The organism is Faecalicoccus sp. LCP19S3_E2, assembly GCF_052121255.1.
Lineage (GTDB): Bacteria > Bacillota_I > Bacilli_A > Erysipelotrichales > Erysipelotrichaceae > Faecalicoccus.
Window position 1 is genome coordinate 20,664 of record NZ_JBQKEP010000011.1, and the last position, 22,739, is coordinate 43,402.

The 22,739-nt window shown below is 40.6% G+C and carries 24 protein-coding genes and 1 riboswitch; of the genes, 22 read left to right on the forward strand and 2 right to left on the reverse strand.

Annotated features, from left to right (window positions below; all coding sequences use genetic code 11):
* Nucleotides 1-5 precede the first annotated feature (5 nt).
* From argJ to ACTQX6_RS09690, 5 genes are read left to right on the forward strand one after another with little or no spacing between them, the layout of a single operon-like run.
* A complete protein-coding gene (gene argJ, locus ACTQX6_RS09670; protein ID WP_294688857.1) occupies nt 6-1,214 on the forward strand; it encodes a bifunctional glutamate N-acetyltransferase/amino-acid acetyltransferase ArgJ in 1,209 nt (402 codons plus the stop codon).
* Nucleotides 1,211-2,071, forward strand: a complete 861-nt coding sequence (argB, locus tag ACTQX6_RS09675; RefSeq protein WP_294688858.1) for an acetylglutamate kinase — start codon at nt 1,211-1,213, stop codon at nt 2,069-2,071. The genes argJ and argB overlap by 4 nt, the downstream gene beginning before the upstream one ends.
* Before the next feature lie 9 nt (nt 2,072-2,080).
* Nucleotides 2,081-3,262, forward strand: a complete 1,182-nt coding sequence (locus ACTQX6_RS09680; protein WP_294688860.1) for an aspartate aminotransferase family protein — start codon at nt 2,081-2,083, stop codon at nt 3,260-3,262.
* Nucleotides 3,259-4,173: an ornithine carbamoyltransferase gene (gene argF / locus ACTQX6_RS09685; protein ID WP_294688862.1), complete on the forward strand. Its 915-nt coding sequence runs from the start codon at nt 3,259-3,261 to the stop codon at nt 4,171-4,173. Before ACTQX6_RS09680 ends, argF begins: the two co-directional genes overlap by 4 nt.
* Complete coding sequence (locus ACTQX6_RS09690; RefSeq protein WP_117446715.1) at nt 4,170-4,514, forward strand: cupin domain-containing protein; 345 nt, start codon at nt 4,170-4,172, stop codon at nt 4,512-4,514. Before argF ends, ACTQX6_RS09690 begins: the two co-directional genes overlap by 4 nt.
* Before the next feature lie 19 nt (nt 4,515-4,533).
* Here the strand turns inward: ACTQX6_RS09690 and ACTQX6_RS09695 are convergent, their stop codons facing one another.
* Nucleotides 4,534-5,622 carry a M20 metallopeptidase family protein gene (locus ACTQX6_RS09695; protein WP_294688863.1) on the reverse strand — a complete coding sequence of 363 codons (1,089 nt, stop codon included), beginning with the start codon at nt 5,620-5,622 and terminating at the stop codon, nt 4,534-4,536.
* A 72-nt stretch (nt 5,623-5,694) separates the two neighbouring features.
* Nucleotides 5,695-5,859, forward strand: a riboswitch (Lysine riboswitch).
* A 57-nt stretch (nt 5,860-5,916) separates the two neighbouring features.
* Between ACTQX6_RS09695 and lysA the strand changes: the two genes are divergently transcribed.
* The 12 genes from lysA to ACTQX6_RS09755 all read left to right on the forward strand — a co-directional run bounded on the left by lysA (nt 5,917) and on the right by ACTQX6_RS09755 (nt 15,607).
* Entirely contained in the window at nt 5,917-7,197 is a 1,281-nt protein-coding gene (gene lysA, locus ACTQX6_RS09700; protein ID WP_294688865.1) for a diaminopimelate decarboxylase, read from the forward strand.
* A complete protein-coding gene (dapF, locus tag ACTQX6_RS09705) occupies nt 7,181-7,999 on the forward strand; it encodes a diaminopimelate epimerase (RefSeq protein ID WP_195222775.1) in 819 nt (272 codons plus the stop codon). Before lysA ends, dapF begins: the two co-directional genes overlap by 17 nt.
* Nucleotides 7,986-8,870: a 4-hydroxy-tetrahydrodipicolinate synthase gene (gene dapA, locus ACTQX6_RS09710; RefSeq protein ID WP_117446711.1), complete on the forward strand. Its 885-nt coding sequence runs from the start codon at nt 7,986-7,988 to the stop codon at nt 8,868-8,870. Before dapF ends, dapA begins: the two co-directional genes overlap by 14 nt.
* Complete coding sequence (gene dapB, locus ACTQX6_RS09715; RefSeq protein WP_294688866.1) at nt 8,861-9,568, forward strand: 4-hydroxy-tetrahydrodipicolinate reductase; 708 nt, start codon at nt 8,861-8,863, stop codon at nt 9,566-9,568. Before dapA ends, dapB begins: the two co-directional genes overlap by 10 nt.
* Nucleotides 9,569-9,572: 4 nt before the next feature.
* A complete protein-coding gene (dapD, locus tag ACTQX6_RS09720) occupies nt 9,573-10,250 on the forward strand; it encodes a 2,3,4,5-tetrahydropyridine-2,6-dicarboxylate N-acetyltransferase (RefSeq protein ID WP_294688868.1) in 678 nt (225 codons plus the stop codon).
* A gap of 249 nt (nt 10,251-10,499) precedes the next feature.
* Complete coding sequence (locus tag ACTQX6_RS09725) at nt 10,500-11,093, forward strand: hypothetical protein (RefSeq protein ID WP_294688870.1); 594 nt, start codon at nt 10,500-10,502, stop codon at nt 11,091-11,093.
* A gap of 116 nt (nt 11,094-11,209) precedes the next feature.
* Nucleotides 11,210-11,437, forward strand: a complete 228-nt coding sequence (locus tag ACTQX6_RS09730; protein WP_195221930.1) for a hypothetical protein — start codon at nt 11,210-11,212, stop codon at nt 11,435-11,437.
* 312 nt (nt 11,438-11,749) lie between these two features.
* Nucleotides 11,750-12,460: a UMP kinase gene (gene pyrH / locus ACTQX6_RS09735; RefSeq protein WP_022789166.1), complete on the forward strand. Its 711-nt coding sequence runs from the start codon at nt 11,750-11,752 to the stop codon at nt 12,458-12,460.
* Between the two features lie 9 nt (nt 12,461-12,469).
* Nucleotides 12,470-13,015, forward strand: a complete 546-nt coding sequence (gene frr / locus ACTQX6_RS09740) for a ribosome recycling factor (RefSeq protein ID WP_022789165.1) — start codon at nt 12,470-12,472, stop codon at nt 13,013-13,015.
* 48 nt (nt 13,016-13,063) lie between these two features.
* A complete protein-coding gene (locus ACTQX6_RS09745) occupies nt 13,064-13,759 on the forward strand; it encodes an isoprenyl transferase (protein WP_117446706.1) in 696 nt (231 codons plus the stop codon).
* Nucleotides 13,756-14,526, forward strand: a complete 771-nt coding sequence (locus tag ACTQX6_RS09750) for a phosphatidate cytidylyltransferase (protein WP_294688872.1) — start codon at nt 13,756-13,758, stop codon at nt 14,524-14,526. Before ACTQX6_RS09745 ends, ACTQX6_RS09750 begins: the two co-directional genes overlap by 4 nt.
* Before the next feature lie 10 nt (nt 14,527-14,536).
* Nucleotides 14,537-15,607, forward strand: coding sequence for a M50 family metallopeptidase (locus tag ACTQX6_RS09755; protein ID WP_195221929.1), 1,071 nt, complete (start codon nt 14,537-14,539; stop codon nt 15,605-15,607).
* Nucleotides 15,608-15,657: 50 nt separating this feature from the next.
* Here the strand turns inward: ACTQX6_RS09755 and trhA are convergent, their stop codons facing one another.
* Entirely contained in the window at nt 15,658-16,323 is a 666-nt protein-coding gene (gene trhA / locus ACTQX6_RS09760) for a PAQR family membrane homeostasis protein TrhA (protein WP_414601313.1), read from the reverse strand.
* 101 nt (nt 16,324-16,424) lie between these two features.
* Between trhA and ACTQX6_RS09765 the strand changes: the two genes are divergently transcribed.
* The 5 genes from ACTQX6_RS09765 to ACTQX6_RS09785 are packed head-to-tail and all read left to right on the forward strand — an operon-like array spanning nt 16,425 to nt 22,731.
* Complete coding sequence (locus ACTQX6_RS09765; protein WP_195221928.1) at nt 16,425-19,352, forward strand: AAA family ATPase; 2,928 nt, start codon at nt 16,425-16,427, stop codon at nt 19,350-19,352.
* Nucleotide 19,353: 1 nt separating this feature from the next.
* Nucleotides 19,354-20,319: a signal recognition particle-docking protein FtsY gene (gene ftsY, locus ACTQX6_RS09770; protein WP_320863442.1), complete on the forward strand. Its 966-nt coding sequence runs from the start codon at nt 19,354-19,356 to the stop codon at nt 20,317-20,319.
* Nucleotides 20,312-20,602: a sigma factor-like helix-turn-helix DNA-binding protein gene (locus ACTQX6_RS09775; protein WP_022789155.1), complete on the forward strand. Its 291-nt coding sequence runs from the start codon at nt 20,312-20,314 to the stop codon at nt 20,600-20,602. Before ftsY ends, ACTQX6_RS09775 begins: the two co-directional genes overlap by 8 nt.
* Nucleotides 20,603-20,615: 13 nt before the next feature.
* The gene (locus tag ACTQX6_RS09780) at nt 20,616-21,815 is read left to right on the forward strand and encodes an acetate/propionate family kinase (RefSeq protein WP_294688531.1); all 1,200 of its coding nucleotides are present in this window, start codon (nt 20,616-20,618) and stop codon (nt 21,813-21,815) included.
* Nucleotides 21,805-22,731, forward strand: a complete 927-nt coding sequence (locus ACTQX6_RS09785; RefSeq protein ID WP_195221936.1) for a DHH family phosphoesterase — start codon at nt 21,805-21,807, stop codon at nt 22,729-22,731. The genes ACTQX6_RS09780 and ACTQX6_RS09785 overlap by 11 nt, the downstream gene beginning before the upstream one ends.
* Nucleotides 22,732-22,739: the final 8 nt, after the last annotated feature.

Consider the following 22,739-nt stretch of genomic DNA (forward strand, 5'->3'; position numbering starts at 1 on the left):
TCGAAATGGAATTGATACAAGGAGGCGTTTGCGCTTCAAAAGGTTTTTTGGCAGGAGCGGTGCATTGTGGTGTGCGTAAATCACAGTCCAAGCTGGATCTTACGGTAATCTATTCGAAAAAGCCTTGTGCGGCTGCAGCCGTCTATACGACCAATCAAGTTAAGGCCGATTGTTTAAAGTTGACCAAAGAACATTTATCAAACGGTAAAGCACAGGCTATTATCTGTAATTCAGGGAATGCGAATGCATGTGCTCCTTTTGGAAAAGAAAATGCCTTAAAGGAAGCTGTTGCCTGTGCCAAATTAACACAGTTAGATACCGAGGATGTCATTGTCGCCAGTACCGGTGTAATTGGGCAAACCTTACCGATCGAAGCTATCGAACGAGGTGCCATGCAGATTGAGCTTAAAGAAAATAATTCATTGGAAGCAGCGCAGGCTATCATGACAACAGACACTAAAACAAAAAGCTGTGCAGTTTCTTTTGAATTGGACGGAATTCGTGTTCATTTAGGCGGAATCTGCAAAGGGTCTGGCATGATTCATCCAAATATGGGAACGATGCTAGCTTTTATTACCAGTGATGTGGATATCGAATCTTCTTTGTTGGAAAAAGCGTTACAGGAAATTACTAAGAAGACTTTTAATCGAATCAGTGTGGATGGAGATACTTCCACCAATGATATGTGTGTGGTTTTGGCTAATGGCATGGCCAAAAACAAACCGATTCAAACGGAAGGTGAAGCCTTTGATACGTTTAAAAAAGCGTTACATACGGTCATGGAAAATCTGGCGATACAAATTGCCAGTGATGGAGAAGGTGCCAGCCGCTTGTTGAGCGTGACCGTGTATGATGCCCAAAGCGAAGAACAGGCCGAAAAGCTTGCCAAATCTGTTGCTTCCAGTACATTGTTTAAAGCGGCGATGTTTGGCAGTGATGCCAACTGGGGTCGTGTTCTTTGTGCCATGGGGTATTCACAGGCAGCTTTTGATCCGGAAATCGTGGATGTGACATTTGCCTCAAAATTTGGCAAGATTCAAGTATGCCAGAGTGGGAAAGCCCTGGATTTTGATGAAGAACAAGTCAAAAAAATTCTCCAGACAGATTCCGTTCAAGTTTTGATCGATCTGCATCAAGGGGATGAGGTTGTTACGTGCTGGGGTTGTGATCTGACGTATGATTATGTAAAGATAAATGGAGATTATAGAACATGAAACCAGAAACACAAGCACAAGTTTTGGTAGAGGCCTTGCCTTATATCCAAAAATATAGAGGAAAAACGATCGTTATTAAATATGGCGGAAATGCGATGATCGATGAAGCGCTGAAAATGGCGGTCATTCAGGATGTCGTGTTATTAAACATGGTCGGTGTCCATGTGGTTTTGGTTCATGGTGGAGGACCGGAAATTTCCAATTTATTGGAAAAAGTCGGTAAAGAAACACAATTTATCAATGGCCTTCGCTATACCGATGCGGAAACAATGGAATTTGTACAGATGGCCTTATGTGGAAAAGTCAATAAAGATTTAGTCTCCCTTTTAGAAAAAGCCGGCGGAAAAGCGGTCGGTCTTTCCGGATTGGATGCTTCCATATTTAAAGCTTTACGCCATACCGATATTTATCGTACGGATTATGGATATGTAGGCGATATCATCAAAGTAGATGCTTCTTTAGTGCAGGAGTTACTTGATAAAGGCTATATTCCAGTTTTAAGCAGTATTGCTTCCGGCTATGATGATGACGTAAGCTACAATATCAATGCCGATCTGGCAGCAGAAAAAATTGCCATTGCCTTAAAGGCTGAGAAGTTTATCCTGCTGACTAATGTTAGTGGTGTCATGGAGGATATAGAAGATCCGGAGAGCCTGATTTCTTCGATTCAAGTTTCAAAGGTACGATCCCTGGAAAAAGAAGGTATTATTTCCGGAGGGATGATTCCTAAAGTACAGTGTTGTGTTGAGGCAGTACGTCAGGGAATTCATTCTGCCAATATACAAGACGGACGCATCCCACATTCGATCCTCATTGAGTTATTTAGCGATCAAGGTGTGGGTACGATGTTCTATTAGGAGGCCATCATGAATTTAGAAGAGATAAAAACATTGGAAAAACAATATGTGATGCAGACCTATGCGCGCAATGACTTATTTTTGGTCAAAGGGCAAGGATGTTTGTTATATGATGATCAAGGAAGCAGCTACATCGATATGACATCCGGTATCGGTGTCAATTGCCTGGGACATAATCATCCGGCATTGGTAGAAGCATTACACGATCAAAGTCAAAAGCTTATGCACACTTCCAATCTGTATTACACTGAACCAATGGTACAGGTAGCCAAAGAGTTAGTGGAATCAACCGGAATGTCAAAAGTGTTCTTTGCCAATTCAGGAGCAGAAGCCAATGAAGGTGTCATCAAGCTGGCACGTAAATACTCCAGTGATCGCTATGGACAACATCGATATAAAGTATTAAGTCTGGTGCAGTCTTTTCATGGAAGAACGATGATGACATTAACGGCAACCGGTCAGGATAAATTTCATCAGTATTTTTATCCGTTTCCGGATGGCTTTGAATATGTTATTACCAATGATATTGAAGATTTCAAACAAAAGCTGGACGATTCTGTATGCCTTGTCTTGATGGAAATGATTCAGGGAGAAGGCGGTGTATTACCACTTGATAAAACTTTCGTGCAGGAAGTCACAAAACTTTGTCATCAAAAGGATGTACTGGTAGCTGTTGATGAAGTGCAAACCGGAATCGGTCGAACCGGAAGCTTATTCTGTTATCAACAATATGAAATTCAACCGGATATTGTTTCGATGGCTAAAGGCTTAGGCGGCGGCCTTCCGATTGGAGGCATCATGACCAATGAAAAATGTTCAACCGTCTTACAGGCCGGCATGCATGGTTCGACATTTGGTGGGAATTTAATGAGTACAAGAGCAGCTATGATGGTTTTATCGATCGTTAATCAAAAGGAATTTTTGGAAAGCGTGAAAGAAAAAGGACAGTATTTCATGGATGCCCTACAAAACATACAAAGCCCGGATATTTTAGAAGTGCGTGGTATAGGACTGATGATCGGGGTAGTTGTGGATGAAAAGAAACGAGCCGGTTTTGTCAAGAAACTTCAAAAGAAGGGTGTACTTGTCTTAACAGCAGGATCACAGGCCATTCGTCTTTTGCCACCATTGATCATTTCTAAAGAAGAACTGGATCAGGTGATTCAGGCATTTCAGGAGGTATTTTCATGAAACATTTACTTACAATGCAAGATTTGAACAAAGAAGAGATCCTTCAGATTTTGGATTTGGCCGATCAGTTAAAATATGAAAGAAAACATCAGATTCCACATCGGCATCTGGAAGGCAAAAGTGTAGGTCTGATCTTCCAAAAATCAAGTACCCGGACACGTGTTTCCTTTGAAACCGGTATTTATCAGTTGGGTGGACAGCCTTTGTTTTTGTCAAGTCGTGATTTACAGATCGGACGAGGAGAGCCGGTGCAAGATACGGCCCGTGTTCTTTCCCGGTATTTGGATATGATCATGATTCGAACCTTTGACCAAAAAGAAGTAGAAGATCTGGCAAAATATGGAAGCATCCCTGTCATCAATGGCTTGACTGATTACAGCCATCCTTGCCAGGTACTGGCTGATCTCATGACGATTCGTGAGCGTTATGGAATACTGGAAGGATTAAAAATGTGTTATATTGGTGATGGCGATAATATGGCGAATTCTTTGATCGTCGGAGGGTTGCTTGTCGGTATGAAGGTCAGTGTGGCAACACCGGTTGATTATAAACCGGATGCCAAAGTGATGGATTTTGCCAAAGACTATGCGACATTTAGCTGGACATCCGAGCCTAAAGAAGCCATCAAAGATGCGGATGTTGTGATTACCGATACCTGGGCCAGCATGGGAATGGAAGAAGAAAAGGAAATTCGCCAAAAGGCGTTTCAGGGCTATACGGTTGATGATGATTTAATGGCATTGGCCAAGCCACAAGCCATGGTTCAACATTGTTTGCCGGCTTATCGTGGTCAGGAAATCACAGAAAAAGTCTTTGAGGATCATGCCGATGAAATCTTTGAAGAAGCCGAAAATCGCTTACATGCACAAAAGGCCGTCATGGTCTTATTGATGAAGGGAGAAAAAGCTTGAAGTTAACACCAGAAGATCGAACGAATGTTCAAAACGGGAATGGTACGGTTCATTTTGAACACATTCTAACCAGTGAAGAAATGAAAGGTATGAACAAGATGTATGCCCAGGTTACATTAAAGCCTGGATGCTCTATCGGATATCATACACATATCGGAAATGGTGAGGATTATTATATCCTTAAAGGGAAAGCGCTTGTCAACGATAATCAGGAAAGAGAAGTAACGCTTTTACCGGGTGAACATTTGTATTGTCCGGATGGAAAGGGACATTCTATTTCGAATCCGGGAAGTGAAGATCTAGTCTTTATGGCATTGATCATTAATTCAAAACCACAATAAAAGAGCACGATGTGCTCTTTTATGCGTTTTTGGCAATTTGAATATATGCCTGGATCCCCTGCAATAAGATTTCTTCATCAAAATCAAAATGTGAATTGTGAAGGGGAATATTTGTTCCTGTGCCTAAAAAGAAGAAGACGCCCGGTACATATTGTTGATACCAGCTGAAGTCCTCGGAAATCATTTCATGAGTATCTAAAATCGATAGAGAATCCAGAATCGTATGTACCTTTCGTACAAGCTTTTTATCATTGAATACGACAGGATAGCCCTCACTGATGGAAAACTCGAATCTAGCTTCTTGATATGCTTTTGCACAACTATATAGCTGTTCCTTTAGATATTGGTAGATATCCTCATCTAAGGAGCGCATCGTACCTTCTAAATGACAATGATCACTGACTACATTTCGTACTGTTCCGCTTTCTATTCTTCCAAAGCGAAGTAATCGGGCATACTTTGGATCAATCTGGGATTCCATTTGATAGAGGTCTAGAAGATAACGGGCACCGATTTCCAGAGCGTCGATTCCTTCTTTATATTTGGCCGCATGACTGGTCTTTCCGAAAATATCGATGTTTACCTCACTGCTTCTTGCCATCATAGGCCCCGGGATCGTGGCAATCTGACCGGCAGGAAGAAAGGGCCAAAGGTGTGTGCCATAGATTTCTTTGACTTTATATTTTTCTAAGATACCTTGTTGACACAAAAGCTTGGCACCGCCGGGTGATTCTTCTCCGGGTTGAAAGATCAACAGTACATTACAGGAAAGCTCTTTATAAAAGGTATTGAGTTCCTGGGCAAATCCCAGCAACAAGGCCATATGGCCATCATGTCCACAAGCATGCATACATCCTTCATGTCCGCTTTTAAAAGGAACCTCTGTCATCTCTTTAACAGGAAGAGCATCCATATCACTGCGAAATGCAATCGTAATTGGCTTTTGGTTGTCAAAATAGGCTACAACAGCACTTTCAATCGGTGATTCGATCTGGCAATCCAGCCCATCTAAAGCTTGCAGGATATATTGCTTGGTCTTGGGCAGTACAAGTTCTAACTCAGGAATCTGATGAAGATCCCTTCTATATTTTCTCACTTTTTCTAACATAGAGTTATTTTATCGAAAAATTTGAAAATTTTCAAAAACTATTTACATTTTCTTTCATATTATGTATAATTCTTTCATGATAGAGGCGCAAAGACGATGAAAAAATGGAAAGCCGGCAGGCATTTGATCCATTTTGGGGGCAACTTTGCCGAACTGTTTTTTCAGGCATGAACAAACAGTGGGCCGATAAAGAATATTTATCGGACTGTCTACGGATGTAGGAGGGCTATCGCACGATTTTGATCGTACCGACAGGATAGTCTATCCTGTCTTTTTTCATAGGAGGGCTTGAGTATGGATGCCGTTTTAAAGATTGGCGGAGTTCCGGTTACCGAATTAAAAGAAAGATATGGAACACCGCTCTATGTATATGATGAAGAAAAACTGCTTCATCAATGCAGGCAATATAGTCAATATTTTAGCTGCGATGCCTTTGATACCGAAGTGCTTTATGCGTCCAAGGCATTTAGCTGTATAGAAATGCTTCGTCTAGTTAAAAATCAGGGACTCAGTGTTGATGTTGTGTCAATGGGAGAGCTGTTTACCGCATTAAAAGCCGGTATATCACCTGATCGCATCTATTTTCATGGCAACAATAAGACTTTGGAAGAGATTCAATATGCGCTGGATAATCATGTTCAAACGTTTATTGTCGACAATTTACAGGAAGCGTATTTATTGGTGGAAGAGATGAAAACAAGAGATTATGTTCTGCATGTTTTATTACGAATCAATCCTTGTATTGAAGCCCATACGCATGCTTATATTCAAACGGCCAATATAGATTCCAAATTTGGCATTCATTTAGAATCGATATCGCAAATTGTAGATCTGATCCAAACACTGAAACAATCGAATCATATTGTCTTTGATGGATTTCATGCACATATTGGATCGCAAATCTTTGAAAAAGAAGCTTTTGTCAAAGAAATCGAAACGATGTTTTCTTTAATCGATACAATGCAGAAAAAGGGTATTTTATGTTATACTTTGAATTTAGGTGGTGGCTTTGCCGTACATTATACCGATGAAGATCAACCGATTCCGATTTCCGTTTTCAGTTCTGTGATTTTGGAAACCTGTCAGAAGATGCAGGAATTGTATCATACAAACATTCAGAAAATCTTAATCGAACCGGGACGAAGTATCGTTGCCGAAGCGGGATCGACTTTATATACAGTCGGTTTTATCAAAAAGACACCACATAAAAAATATGTATTTGTAGATGGCGGTATGTCTGATAATATTCGTCCCAGCTTATATCAGGCAAAGTATGAGGCCGATATTGTCAATCATATGGATCAAAAGAGAACCGAAATAGTTTGTGTAGCCGGAAAGTGTTGTGAATCAGGAGATATCTTGATCGATTCCATTGCCTTGCCACCTTGTGACAGCGGTGATCTTTTGATGGTCTATTCGACCGGTGCTTATGGTTTCAGTATGTTTAATAACTACAATCGAAATTTACGTCCGGCCGTTGTTTTTGTCAAAGAAGGGAACAGTCGCCTGGTTGTAAAACGAGAAACGCTGCAAGAGCTTTTGAGAGGGGATGTGTGTGATGAAGATCCCGTTTAGAAAATATCATGGATGTGGAAATGATTTTATCATCGTACAGGAAGAAGAAATTTATCCGGAGCTGTTACAAGATTTGATCGTACAAAGCTGTGATCGACATACGGGGATCGGCGCCGATGGATTTATCGTTGTCCGAAAAGAACCGCTGGAGATGTTGTATTATAACCAGGATGGATCTCGGGCACCGATGTGTGGAAACGGGATACGCTGTTTTTCACAGTTCTGTATTGATGAAGGCATCGTTCATAAAAAAGAGTTTGTGGTAACAACATTGGCTGGTGATAAGATCATTCGTGTTTTAGATGATCAGACCTTTCAGGTGAATATGTCCAAGCCCGAGTTTGATGATCTAAGCCTTACCGGTACCTCGAAAAGAATCTGGGATGACTTGTACACCATTGAAGATCGGCACTACCGATTACATACACTTTTTCAAAGTACGATCCATACAGTTGTCTTTGTCGATGAATTGAATGAAGAGTGGATGCGAAAGGATGGAAAGATCATTTGTGAAGATCCGATGTTTTCATTACAAACCAATGTCAATTTTGTCCAGTGTATCGATCCAACTCATATACAGATGCAGACCTATGAGCGAGGATGCGGCATGACGTTAGCGTGTGGAACAGGGGCCTGCGCCAGTGTGGTTTGTGCTTATCAATTAGGCAAATGTAAAGATAGTGTGGAAGTCCTGCTTCCGAAAGGGCGTTTAAAAATTCATATTGATACAAACGGGGATGTATATATGACAGGAAATGCACAGTGCATTGCGAAAGGAGAATATGTCTATGAAACCAATTAAGGGTAGTATTGTGGCGATGGTCACACCGTTTAAAGAAGATGAAAGCGTTGATTTTAAACGATTGGAACAAACAATCGAATATCAGATCAAAAATGGTACGGATGGCATTCTGGTTTTGGGCACGACCGGAGAAAGTACGACCATGACGCATGAAGAAGATGATGAGGTGGCTCTTTTTACCATTGAAAAGGTCAATGGAAGAATTCCGGTTATCGTCGGAGCCGGTTCCAACAGCACACAGACACAGTTAGAAAAAAGTATCAAATATTCAAAGATGGGAGCCGATGCGTTATTGTTGATTTCTCCCTACTACAACAAGGCAAACACACAAGGGATGATTCGACATTTTACTGTTTGCGCGGATGCGGTCGATTGTCCGGTCATCCTCTATAACATTCCGGGAAGAACCGGTTGTTCGATTTCCGAAGAAGTTGTCAAAGTATTAAGTAAGCATCCAAATATTTGCGGAATTAAAGAAGCCAGTGGAAATATTTCTTATGCGACTTCAATCGCTCGTTATCTAAGTGATGATTTTGCGATGTATTCCGGCAATGACGATATGATCACCAGCTTACTATCTATTGGTGCCAGTGGAGTCATCAGTGTTTTAAGTAACATTTTGCCTAAACAGACACACGATATGGTTTCTTTGTTCCATGAAGGAAAAGTCAAAGAAAGTCTGCAGCTGCAGTTAAAGTATCTGGATGTCATTCATGCCTTATTCTGTGAAGTCAATCCGATTCCGGTCAAAGAGGCGATGCGTTTAATGAATATGTCGGTGGGCGGTTATCGTTTGCCGCTTTGTGAAATGGCGCCGGAAAACCAGAAACGTTTACACAAGGCACTTAAGGAGGCTGGTTTATGCGAGTAGCCATTATTGGAAAAGGAAAGATGGGAACTTTATTGGCACAAACAGCCCAAGCTAAAGGAATGCAGGTAGTCGGACTCTTTGATATTACCGATAAGGAAATTTTATTGAGCCAAACGGTCGATCTGGTGATTGATTTCAGTCATCGTGATAATTTAGATTGGGTCATTGACTATGTGCAGAAAACACATGCTGCCCTGGTTTATGGTACGACTGGTTTAAACGATGAAGATAAAGAAAAACTAAAAGCAGCATCCAAACAAAATGTGGTTTTCTACTCTGCCAATTATTCTATTGGGATTGCGGTTTTGACCAAGGTAATCAAAGAAATCACGCCGCTTTTAGAAGCTGATTTTGATATGGAGATTATTGAAAAACACCACAATCAAAAAAAAGATGCTCCAAGTGGGACTGCCTTACAGCTTTTAGAGGCAATCGATCCACAAAATGCTTATACACATCAGTTTGGTCGCGTTGGGATGGTAGGTGCCCGTCAAAAAGAAATTGGTATTCATGCGGTTCGTGGAGGAACTTTAGCCGGTGAACACTCTGTTTTATATTTAGGGCAGGATGAAGTGTTGGAGTTTACCCACCAGGCAACCAGCCGTCAAATTTTTGTCAATGGTGTTATCAAAGCAGCTATGTATGTATCAGATAAAAAAGCAGGCTGGTACACGATGGAAGATATGATGAAAGGATAGAAGTATGGAAGCGCAGGAAATTATTGATTTTATACACAATGCCGAAAAGAAAACACCAGTCAAAGTAATCTTTAACAGTGATAAAGATATTTACTGGAACAATTGTAGAGTCTTTGGCAATATCGTTTACGGAGATTGGAAAGATATTAAACCCGTTTTGGGCTCGTATCCGGAACTGGACTATGTGATTGAAAACGATTGTCACAACAGTGCTGTTCCTTTGTTGGATTTAAAGAACATACAAGCTAGAATTGAACCCGGGGCTATTATTCGTGATCAGGTAGAAATTGGAAACAATGCGGTTATTATGATGGGGGCCATCATCAATATTGGAGCTGTAATTGGTGACAATACAATGATCGATATGGGCGCTGTACTTGGCGGTCGAGCTACGGTTGGAAAGAATTGTCATATCGGAGCCGGAGCTGTGTTGGCCGGTGTTGTCGAACCAGCCAGTGCTACACCGGTTATCGTTGATGACGATGTATTGATCGGTGCCAATGCGGTTGTGATCGAAGGCGTACATATCGGGAAAGGTTCAGTAGTGGCAGCCGGTGCTGTTGTCATAGAAGATGTACCGGAAAATGTGGTCGTAGCCGGAACTCCAGCCAGAGTCATCAAACAAAAGGATCAAAAGGCAACCGATAAAACCGCTTTAGTACAAGCATTACGATCCTTATAATAGAACACAAAACAGTCAATCATGGCTGTTTTTTTCTTATGGATAAAAGAGATTTCTGAAAAATCATAGATTAAAATCTTAAAGTTTTTTAGAACACTTTTATTCCATGTTTTCGCTCTATAAAATTTATTAAGAAAAAAGTAAGTGAGTTTTATAAATTAGTTCTCACTTACTTTTTTTATAACTTTTTTTCATACCTTTTTGGTTGTTTTTACGTAATTAATATTAGAAATAAGGAGGATATTCAAAATGGTAGAAAATTATGAACTGGAACATGTGATCCAGAAACAGAAACGTCTGTATGACGAGCAGTGTAAGAAAATCCTATCGTTTAAACCGATATTGGCTTATCTTTTTCAGTGCTGTCTGGAAGAATGTAAGGATATGAGCCTGGAAGAGATACAGGATCTGCTGGATGAAGAACAACCCCATGAAAAGATGATCAGCCGAAACGTGGAAGATCAAAGTGTGGCCGGAAGCATGGTACGTTATGACCTGTTGTATAAGGTTCGAAATCCTTTGAACAATCAATTTTTGTGGATCAATATTGAGCCACAGGGAATGGATCCCGGTGCCTATGATCTGTTTCATCGAGCCTTTTACTATGGTGCAAGAATGGTGGGACGACAAAGAAATGATCCGGAAGGTTTCAGGGAAGATGACTTTGACAACATACAAAAAATAATTACTCTTTGGATTTGTTTACAACATGCGAAATATAAAAATGATACGATCAATAAGTATGTGCTTGAAGAAAAGTGCATACTGGGACAGTTGAAACACTCTAAAGATTTTTATGACTTGATAGAGATACAGGTGATGTATCCCCGGCAATACCAGTGATGAAAAGACGATGGAAGAGATACTGGATGGCGAAAAGAATGTGATGGAGTATCTCAAGCTTTTGTTTATATCGAAAAGAGAATATGAGCAAAGAAAAGAAATCCTATTGAAAAAGTATGGTAATATTGAAAAAGGAAGTAGAAAGTGAGATGAGAAGGATGTGTACATTTAGCGATGCGGTATGGGAAAGAGGAAAAAATGAAGGAATCTTGTCAAATTCGATAAAGAATATACAAAATTTAATTCAAAATCATGTTGTCTCAAGCATTGAAGAAGCTATGGACTTATTAGGGGTAGAAGCTTCATTAAGACCAAGTATTCTACAATCGATACAGATACATTAGAAATCAATATAGCATATATCATTTAGAAAATGGGTATTATTAAAGAATAGAGGGTCACGATATTTTGACTCTCTGTTTTTGGCTTAAATGATATATTTTTGGGGTTATTGTAATTAATATTTCAACAGTTAAAAAGTTTTAGTAAAAGGAATACACGATGTTGGATTTTAAGAAAGATGTGCTCAATTAGAATGAATATCTTTTTGTATATTTTGTGAAACTCGCATTCTTGTCATTCTAATGACTTCCACTTTCTTTTGGTCTTTGCTTAGTGTATAATTCTATTGAATTGAATTATTGGGGAGATCATCTATGTATAAACGTGTATTATTAAAGCTAAGCGGGGAGGCTTTATCCGGTCATGGACAATCCTTAGATCCGGAAGTGCTTAAAAATCTCGCAAAAGAATTAAAAGAAGTACAGAGCCTAGGTGTTGAACTGGCCATTGTTGTTGGTGGTGGAAACTTTATCCGCGGTAAAATGATGGCAGACTTAGGTATGGATCGAGTACAGGCTGATTACATGGGCATGTTAGGAACCGTGATCAACGCGTTAGCCGTTCAAAATGCTTTAGAGCAGGAAGGTGTACAGACAAGAGTACAAACTGCTGTGGAAATGCAGAAAGTGGCAGAACCGTTCATTTTACGTCGTGCCATTCGTCATTTGGAAAAAGGACGTATCGTGATTTTCGGCGCTGGTACCGGTTCACCGTATTTTTCAACGGATACGACAGCTGCACTTCGTGCCAGTGAAATTGATGCCGATGTCATCTTGATGGCTAAAAATGGCGTGGATGGAGTCTATGATTGCGATCCGAAGAAGAATCCGGAAGCTAAGCGTTTTGATACGTTGAACTACCTTGATGTACTTAATAAAGGATTACAGGTCATGGATTCAACGGCAATCAGTATGTGTATGGATAATGATATTGATCTGGTCGTATTTAATATGAACGAACCAGGAAATATAATGAACGCGGTGACTCAGAAAGTATCGGGAACCGTTGTTACAAAAAAGAAATAGGAGTAGTTTATGAGTGATTATTTAGAAAATGCAGAAGTGAAAATGATGTCCGCTATTGAAAATCTAGAATCGAATCTTCGTACGATTCGTACCGGACGTGCCAGTGCGCAGATGTTGGATCGTGTACAGGTGGATTATTACGGATCACCAACACCGATCAACCAGATGGCACAGATTCAGGTCGTAGAAGGAACACAGCTTGTGATTCGTCCATACGATCGTCAGATCATCAAAGGGATTTCCAGTGCCATTCAGGCAGCTAACTTAGGATTAAACCCGCAGGCAGAAGCAGACTGTATTCGTATTCAGGTGCCGGCTTTAACAGAAGATCGTCGTAAAGAACTGGCCAAAGAAGCACAAAAATATGGAGAAGAGGCAAAGGTTGCGATTCGTAACATTCGTCGTGATACAAACGATTTGATCAAGAAAGATAAAGAAGAAACGGAAGATGATCGTAAGGCGAATTTGGAGGAATCTCAAAAATTAACCGATCGTTTTGTCAAAGATATTGAAAAAATCGTTGATGAAAAGAAAAAAGAAATTTTAAACGTGTAATAAGATTGCCCAATGTGCATTGGGCAAATTTTTTTAGGAGGGTTCGATATGAGTTTTCCCAAAACGATTGCCATCATCATGGATGGAAATGGTCGTTGGGCCAAGGCAAAGGGCTTGCCTAGAACGGCAGGGCATAAACAAGGAGCTGATACGATTCGTACTGTAGCATTACATGCGAATAAAATCGGTGTTGAAAAACTGATCTTATATGCGTTTTCAACGGAAAACTGGAAACGTCCTGAGGAAGAAGTCAGCTATCTTTGTAAATTGCCGGGAATTTTCTTTAATCGTTTTATAAAGGATCTGATGATCAATAACATACGAGTTACTTTTGTCGGAGAATTGGAACGCTTCCCAGTTGAAACGCAGAAAGTGATTTTAAAAGCCGTAAATCAGACAAAGGAAAATACGGGACTGGAGCTTTGTATTGCGATCAATTATGGTTCTCGTCGTGAGATTCTTTTGGCAGTGCAGAAATATACACAGGATGTTTTGGAGCAGAAACGAGCAAATGATTTGACAGAAGAAGAGTTTGCGCAATATTTGATGGTTCCGGAAGAGATTGATCTTTTGATTCGTACCAGTGGGGAATTGCGAATCTCAAACTTTTTGTTGTGGCAGATTGCTTATTCGGAATTGATTTTTACATCGGTTGCCTGGCCCGATTTTGATGAAAAGGCACTGGATGACTGCATTCGCAAATTTGCATCCAGAGATCGCCGTTTTGGAGGATTGACCTCATGAAAACGCGCATCGTTACAGCAATATTGATCATATTAGTTTGTATCTTTCCGGTAGCATCGGGTGGAATTCCTCTGGAAATTTTAGCGTTATTGATTTTGGCAGGAAGTCTTTACGAATGGCTTTCTACACAAACTGAATTTCGCAAATGGCCTTTATTTGTACCTGTTAGTCTATTAGTATTGACGATTGCTTCGCGTTTTATTCCGCAATCGTACCAGTTTTCGTATTGGATCTTGTGCCTGGTGTATCTTTGGGGACTGCCTATCTTTTTGGAATCTTATACGATTGGTAATGCGTTTGTCGCTATTTCATTCTTTGTGATCTTTTCGTTGATCTATCAATGTATTGGACTCCTTCAGGAAAATCATTTATACTTAATCACAATCGTATTTGCCACGTATGGCAGTGATACGGGAGCCTGGTTTTTTGGCCGACGCTATGGCAGACATAAGATGAACCCGCGTATATCTCCTAAAAAAAGCTGGGAAGGCTTTGTAGGCGGTATTATCAGTGGATTTATTATAGGATGGATTCCTACCTTCTTCTTTTTAGATCAAGTTTCAGTGGTTTTAGTATTCTTATTATGTCTTTTATGCCCTGTTGTTGCGGAATTCGGAGATCTTTGTTTTAGTGCCATCAAGCGCTTTTATCATATCAAAGATTTTTCGAAGTTGTTGCCAGGTCATGGCGGCATACTCGATCGAGTAGATTCTTTATTGATGAATGTACTTTTATTTGGTGTGCTCACTTCAACGTTCTTTATGTAGGAGGAATGAAATGCAGTTTGTTATTGGGTTGATTGCCTTTTTCTTTATGTTGAGCGTGATCGTGCTCATTCATGAACTCGGTCATTTTATGGTTGCCAGACATTTTGGTGTCTTTTGTAAAGAGTTTTCTATCGGTATGGGACCTTTGTTGTATGCCAGACAAGGTAAGGAAACACAGTTTTCCATTCGTGCCATTCCTTTTGGTGGTTATGTAATGATGGCCGGTGAAGAAGATGGATCACAGGACGAGGAAGATGACTGGTTAAAAAATGTACCGGATGAAAAGCGTTTAAATCATAAACCACGTTGGCAGCAGATTTTAGTTATGGTAGCCGGCGTTTGTATGAATGTAGTTTTGGCATGGGTTTTATTTGTCGGGTTATCCATGACACAAGGATATGTGGTAGAAGAACCTATTGCACAAGTTTATGAAGTTGTAGAAGGTTCACCGGCACAGGAAGCCGGACTACAGCCAGGCGATACGATCGTTAAAGCGGCGGATGGCGAAGATACCATTGAACCAGAAACGCAATATGATTTTTTAGAATGGCTGCAGTATCACCATGGAAATCTGGAACTGAGTGTAAAACGCGATGATCAAACTCTAACTGTGCCTATTACACCACAGCTGGACGAAGAATCCAATACTTATACTTTAGGTTATGTGGTACAGGCATATGCACAACCGATTCCCTGGTATCAGGGTTTCTATTATGGTACGCTGGATATGTTGGATTCCAGTACCGCCATATTCAGTGCTTTAGCGCATCTGATTCAAGGAGAAGGCTTACAGAATTTATCCGGGCCGGTTGGTATTGCCCAAGTCACAACACAGGCTACTTCAATGGGATTACGCTCGTATTTAAGTCTGTTTGCATTGATTTCATTAAACATCGGTATCTTTAATATCTTACCGATTCCGGCAATGGATGGTGGACGTATTTTGATCTTACTTTTAGAAAAGCTGTTTAGAAGAAAGATCAACACAAAAATCGTAGAAAATATCATTGTCGCCAGCTTTGTGTTATTGATCGGATTATTTGTTTTTGCGACATATAACGATATCATTCGCTTATTTTAGGGACTTCATGTCCCTTTTTTTATGGGATAGAAAAAGACACCGTTAGGTGCCTAAATCATAAAATAGAGAATCGCAATCAAGTGGCAGATAGATGCCAGAATGATAAAAATGTGCCATACGAAGTGATTGAACTTTCTTTGTGGATGTCCGTAAAAATAAGTTCCGATCGTATAAAGTATGCCGCCAGCTAAGATTAATAAGAAGAATGGCAGGGAACACTTTTGTATCAATGCCGGTAAGATAAAGATTGCCATCCATCCCATCGTCATATAGATCGTCATCGACAATACTTTGTGATTGGTATTGGAGATGGATTTTAAAAGCACACCGGCGATAACCATGAGCCATTCGATAGCTAAGACCGTATATCCAATCCAGTTATTCATCAAGCTTAAACATACCGGTGTATAGGTTCCGGCAATGGCCAAAAGAATCATAATGTGATCTAATTTTCGAAAAACTAGTTTATGAGTCGTATCATGTGGCATGCTGTGATAAAGACAGGAGCCTAAAAACATAAAGATCATGCAAATTATGAATATGGAAATACCTGTGGCATGCAAAGCGCCTGCCTGCAGATAAGCGCGTATGGCGTAATAAGGTAATGCGAATAATAAGAGCAGGGCCATGACCCCATGACTGACTGAATTGCCCACTTCTTCGCCAAAAGAAAGTGGGAATACATTTTTCATGCTTTCTTTCATTTTCTTTTTCATACCCACTATTTTAAAAAGGTTAGTGTTAAAATTCAAGGGAAAGATTGTCGATTTTTAGGGTGCTTTTTGATACAATGTTAAAGTTAGGATGAAGGTGAGTTATGTTTTTAAAGCGGATTGAGATACAAGGATTCAAAAGTTTTGCGGATAAAACGATATTACAATTTGATCATAATATAACCGGTATCGTAGGGCCAAACGGCTGTGGGAAGAGTAATGTCAACGATGCGATACGCTGGGTATTGGGAGAGCAGAGTACCAAAAGTCTTCGTTCCGGTACCAGTATGACCGATATCATTTTCAGTGGAAGTGAATATCGCAAACCGGTTAATATGGCAAAGGTAACACTGGTTTTTGATAATACGACCAAGGTGTTCGACTCGCCTTTTGAAGAAATCGAGATCACAAGACAATTGCAGCGTTCAACCAATGAAGCAAGCTATTTTATCAATAAAACGCCTTGTCGTTTGAAAGACATCAATGATCTGGTGATGGATACGGGTTTAGGGCGAGATTCTTTAAGTATCATTACGCAGGGAAATATCAGTTCATTTGCCGATGCCAAACCGGAAGAAAGACGATCGTTGTTTGAAGAAGCTGCCGGGGTTGCCAAATATAAAAAGCGTAAAAAAGTTTCTTTGCAGAAGCTGGAAAAAACTAAGGAGAACTTAGATCGCTTACAAGATATTTTAGATGAACTGGAACATCAGTTAGGACCTTTGGAAAAGCAGGCAAAAAAGGCTAAGCAGTACAAAACGTATAAAGAGGAATTGTCTTCCATTGAAATCAGCGTGTTAGTCGAAGAAATTGAAGCCTTAAATGAAGAAATCGAAACGATCAAAAATACATTATTTGAAAATAATACGATTCATGTATCCAAGGAAGCCAGCTTGGATCAGCAGGAAATTGATATACAGGAATTACGAAAGGAAATGCATGCCCTGGATCGTCAGATCAATGATCTACAGGGAGAATACACCAAAGCGATGGAAGAAAGCTATCAGCTTGAAAAACGCAAGGTCGAGCTGGATGAAAAACGAAAATATCGTTTACGTCAGGCGGATGCGTTAGAGAGAAAAGATGAGCTTTCACAAATGGTGCAGGAAGCCCGCTTTGAGTTTGAAGATCGTAAAAATCGTCTGCAGCGATTACAGGCAGAATTAGAACTTCATACTAAGAGCTTAAATATGCTGAAACAAAAATTGGGTGAGATCATCCAGCAGAATGTGGAAGAGCAACAAGTTCTTCAACAGCTAAAAAACCGCCAACAAGTCCTGGAAAACATGATTCGTCAGCCTTTTACGCATCAACAAGGTGTTAAAGCGGTCTTATCCGCACGACATTCATTATCCGGGATCTTAGGTGTTGTCAGTGAATTGTTGATTGCACAGGACGATCGAGCCAATGCGATCAGTTCGGCTCTGCAAGCCAGTATTTATCATATCGTTACCAAAGATGAAGCCAGTGCCAGAGAGGCTATTGGGTACTTGAAACGAAATCGCAGTGGTCGTGCCACCTTTTTGCCATTGGATATCATGCGTCCTCGTTATCCATCCAAAGAGCAGAAAGTCATTGCTTCGCAATCCAAAGGGTATTTAGGCTGGGCTAACGAAAGTGTTGAGTGTAAGGAAATTTTTAATGATCTAAGAGATCGTTTGTTGGGAAATGTATTGATCATCGATAATCTGGTTAATGCCAATGAATGTGCCAAACGATTACGTTATCAAGTCAAGATCGTGACCTTAGATGGAGATATCGTTCATGCCGGTGGTAGTATGACCGGAGGGGCCAATCGTCACCAAAGCACACCGGTGACGGCACAACATGAACTGAACCGCTTAAAAGAGCAGATTGAAGGACAGAAGATCAAAGTGGCTCATATTTCGGAAGAAAACCGTTTGATTGAAAGTAAGATGGATAATGAAACGGATACTTGTATGCAGCTGCAGATTGAAGTCGCAAAGCTGGAAAATATTTTTCAGACGAAAAAGGAAAAATATGAATCTTTGCAGGCGGAATATAATGAGCTGGTTCCACAGGAAACCACACAGGATCTGCAGGAAGATGATATCGTTGTTTTGATGTCAAAAATGCATGCCCGCATTGATGAGATCACTTCGTCGATTTCTTCTTTGCGAAAACGCCGCTACGATAAAGGAAGCATGGTGGAGCAGCTGGAAAATCAGATGCGTATGACAAGGCGTGAAATGAATGCCCTGCAGGCGGAGATTCATGATGCGGAGCTGCAGCAGGCTAAAAAACAGGCGTATTTGGAAAGCGCGTTAAATCGTTTGAATGCGGACTATCAGATGACTTACGAATATGCTTGTGAACAGCGCAAGGAAATCGATATCGAGAAAGCAAAAGATCGCGTCGTAGAACTTCGCCAGGCCATCAATCGTCTGGGGAATGTGAATTTAGATGCGCCGCAACAATATTCGGAAATCAAGGAACGTTTTGATTTTATGCAGGGTCAAAAAGCAGACCTGGAACAAGCCTCTGCCCAGATTTTACAGGCCATTGATGAAATGGATGAAACGATGAAGATACAGTTTACGGAAATGTTCCACAAGATCAATAAGGAGCTGGATGGTATCTTTAAAGCAATGTTTGGCGGTGGGAAGGCTCGCTTATCCATGGTCGATCCCCAGGATGTGTTGAATACGGGAATCGAAATCGATGTACAGCCTCCGGGAAAGATGGTCAAAAACCTACAGTCTTTTTCCGGTGGTGAAAAAGCGTTGATTGCGATCAGTGTCTTATTTGCCATTTTGCAGGCAAGAACGATGCCTTTGTGTATTTTCGATGAAGTTGAAGCGGCTCTTGACCAGGCCAATGTCGAACGTTTTGCGAAATATTTATCACATTTCAGCGATCGTTCACAGTTTATCGTTGTAACACATCGTCCGGGAACGATGGAACAATGTGAAATGTTGTATGGGATTACGATGCAAAAAGACGGTGTTTCTAAATTATTAAAGGTACAGCTCAAAGATGCGGTACATATCCTGGAAAAGGAGGAAAATTAGAATGGCATTTTTTCAATCCATCAAAGAAGCCTTTGTCAAAAATAAAGATAAGGATAAATACTTATCCGGTTTAGGAAGATCACGTAAAAGCTTTGGAGATCGACTACGTGCCTTGTCCAACAGCTTTAATGGTGTTAATGATGAGTTACTGGAACAAATCATGATCATTCTATTGGAAAGTGATGTTGGTATTCATACGGCACAAAAGATTGTGGATCAGTTTGAGGAGAGCGCTTCTCATATTCGCGATTATGATTCTATGGAAGATTATTTTATCAGCATCCTACATGATTTTTATGATCAGGAAAGCGATGAAGATATTCAGTATAATGAGAATGGACCTACGGTAATTTTTATGGTGGGTGTCAATGGTTCAGGAAAAACGACCAGCTCGGCTAAGCTGATCAAATATTACCAGGATCAAAATCTTTCCGTTGCAGTGGCAGCAGCTGATACATTTCGTGCCGGTGCGGTCGATCAGATAGCCACATGGGCCGATCGATTAGGAGTTCCGTGTATTAAAGGGAAACCAAATCAAGATCCCAGCTCTGTTTTGGTCGATTCATGTCGCTACGCTAAAGAACATCAAATTGATATCTTGTTGGCGGATACGGCCGGTCGTTTACAGACTAAAACCAATCTGATGAAAGAATTAAGCAAGATGGTTCGTGTCTGTGATCGTGAAATCGAAGGAGCGCCACATGAAGTATGGCTGGTACTGGATGCGACCACCGGTCAAAATGGTATTTCACAAGCCAGGGAGTTTTTGGAGGCGACTTCAGTATCCGGTATTATCCTGACCAAAATGGATGGTACCGCAAAAGGTGGGGTCGTATTGGCCATTCGCGACAGTCTGCATATTCCGGTACGCTTCTTAGGTTTAGGTGAAAAGCCGGAGGATTTAAAACCGTTTGAGATCAACAGTTACTTAATGGGTATCACAAAAGGACTGGAATCGGATGAATAGATTAGAATCCAATGTATTATTTGATATTTACGGTGATTTGCTGACAAAGCGTCAAAAAGAGATTTGTTCGCTGTATTTTGAAGAAGATTTTTCTTACACAGAAATCAGTGAGGCCCTGGAAATATCCAGAGCCGCTGTGCAGGACAGTTTAAAAAAATCGATGCAGCAGCTACATAAATACGAAGACATCATTCAATATGTATCAAAAAGAAAACGTATTGTTTCTCTTTTAAAAGATTTGGATGATGATAAGATAAAAGAGGAAATATTGAGCATATTATAGGAGGTAATAAAACATGCCAATCGTAATGAGTGTCAATGCCGGAAGCAGTTCATTGAAGTTTCAGGTATTCCAAATGCCGGAAGAAAAAGTATTAGCGCAGGGAAACATTGAAAGAATCGGATTAAACGATTCCATTGTAGGAATGAAGTTTAACGATCAGAAAGTCGAAGAAGTCTTAGATATCCCGGATCATGGGGTAGCTGTTTCCAAGCTTATGGAAGTTTTGATCAAGTATCACATTGTAGAAAGCTTGGAAGATATCAAGGCTATTGGTCATCGTATGGTTCATGGTGGAGAATACTATGATCATTCCGTACCGGAAAGTAAAGAAGCCGAAGATAAGATCGATGAATTAAAGGTGCTTGCGCCTTTGCACAACCCGGCTGGTTTACTAGGGTATCGTTCTTTTAAGAAGGCTTTGCCGGAATGTAAGCATACCTTTGTCTTTGATACAGCCTTCCATCAAAGCATGCCGGAAGAAAACTATATCTATCCGATTCCTTATGAATATTATGAAAAAGATGAAATTCGCCGTTATGGAATGCATGGTACCAGTCACCTGTATTTAACACATCGATTGGCAGAAATTTTGGATAAACCAGTGGAAGATATGAACATCATCACATGTCATTTAGGAAACGGTGCCAGTATTACGGCTGTCAAAAACGGTAAGTCCTTTAAAACCAGTATGGGATTTACACCGCTTTCCGGTGTCATGATGGGAACGCGTTGTGGTGATATCGATCCTGCCATCATCATGTTTTTGGAAAAGAAATATGGTTATACACCAGATGAAATGGATACGATCTTAAATAAAAAATCCGGAATGCTTGGTGTATCAGGTATCAGCAGTGACGGACGTGATGTAGAAGCCGCTGCCGAAGCCGGAAACAAAAGAGCAATCCTGACACAGAAAATCTATGTCAATTCCATCGTTGAAACTGTCAGTGGTTACTATGGTTTGATGGGTGGTGCGGATGCGATCGTCTTTGCCGGCGGTATCGGTGAAAATGACTTTGTGATGCGTCAAAAAATCTGCGATCGTTTGTCTGTTTTAGGCGTTAAGGTGCCGGAAGGCTTAAATATGGGTGTTCGCGGTATTGAAAAGAAATTAAGCAGTGATGATTCTAAGATCAGCGTATGGCTGATTCCAACCAATGAAGAACTTGTGATGGCAAGAGATGCTTATGCCAACCTTTGCGATGAAAAATAAGATCTTCTCATTGATCGAACAATACGATTCCATCATTTTGTTTCGTCATGTCCTGCCGGATATGGATGCCTTGGGCAGCCAGTTTGGTTTGGCTTATTGGCTTAAAAAAACTTATCCGCAAAAACAGATTTATGTCACCGGAAGCGCGAATGCCTTATCGAAGGAACTTCAGCTTTCTTTTGATACCATTGCGGATGATACTTATGCAAGATCGCTTGGAATCTTGTTGGATGCTTCAACAGCCAACCGGATAGATGATGAAAACTACAAGCTTTGTGATTTTACGATTCGCATTGATCATCATATAAAGACCGAAAGCTTTTGTGATTTGGAATGGATCGATGAAAAGGCCAGTGCGACCTGTGAAATGTTAGGATTGCTGCTGATGGAAAAAGATTGTTCGAAAGAGGCGGCGCAGATGTTGTATCAGGGACTGGTTGCCGATAATGTTCGATTTACGACCACCAGCGTGCGCAGGGAAACTTTTCAGGCAGCAGGCTTCTTATTTGAGAAGGGCGCCGATGTAGTACAGGCCGATCGTATCAATTTTTCCAGTACGCTGGAAGACTTTCAGTATGAAACGATGATTCGCAACAAGGCCAAAGTATCACAAAAATGTATGACGGCAATTATGGAAACGGCAGAGTATTTACCGCTCATGAAAACCTTTGCGAAAGCCAAAGAAAAGGTCTATGCGCTAAGCGGTGTTTCTTCAATTGAAATATGGGCTTTGTTTACGCGTATGGAAGATGGTGTGCACTACAGCGCATCTTTACGCTCCAAAACGATCGATATTCGCGATATTGCCCAGGCCTATCATGGCGGTGGTCATGCCTGTGCCTGCGGTATTAAAAATCTGACCATTAAGCAGGTTCATGAAATTATCGATCAGCTTGCGATACGAAGTACAATGTAAAGTGTTCA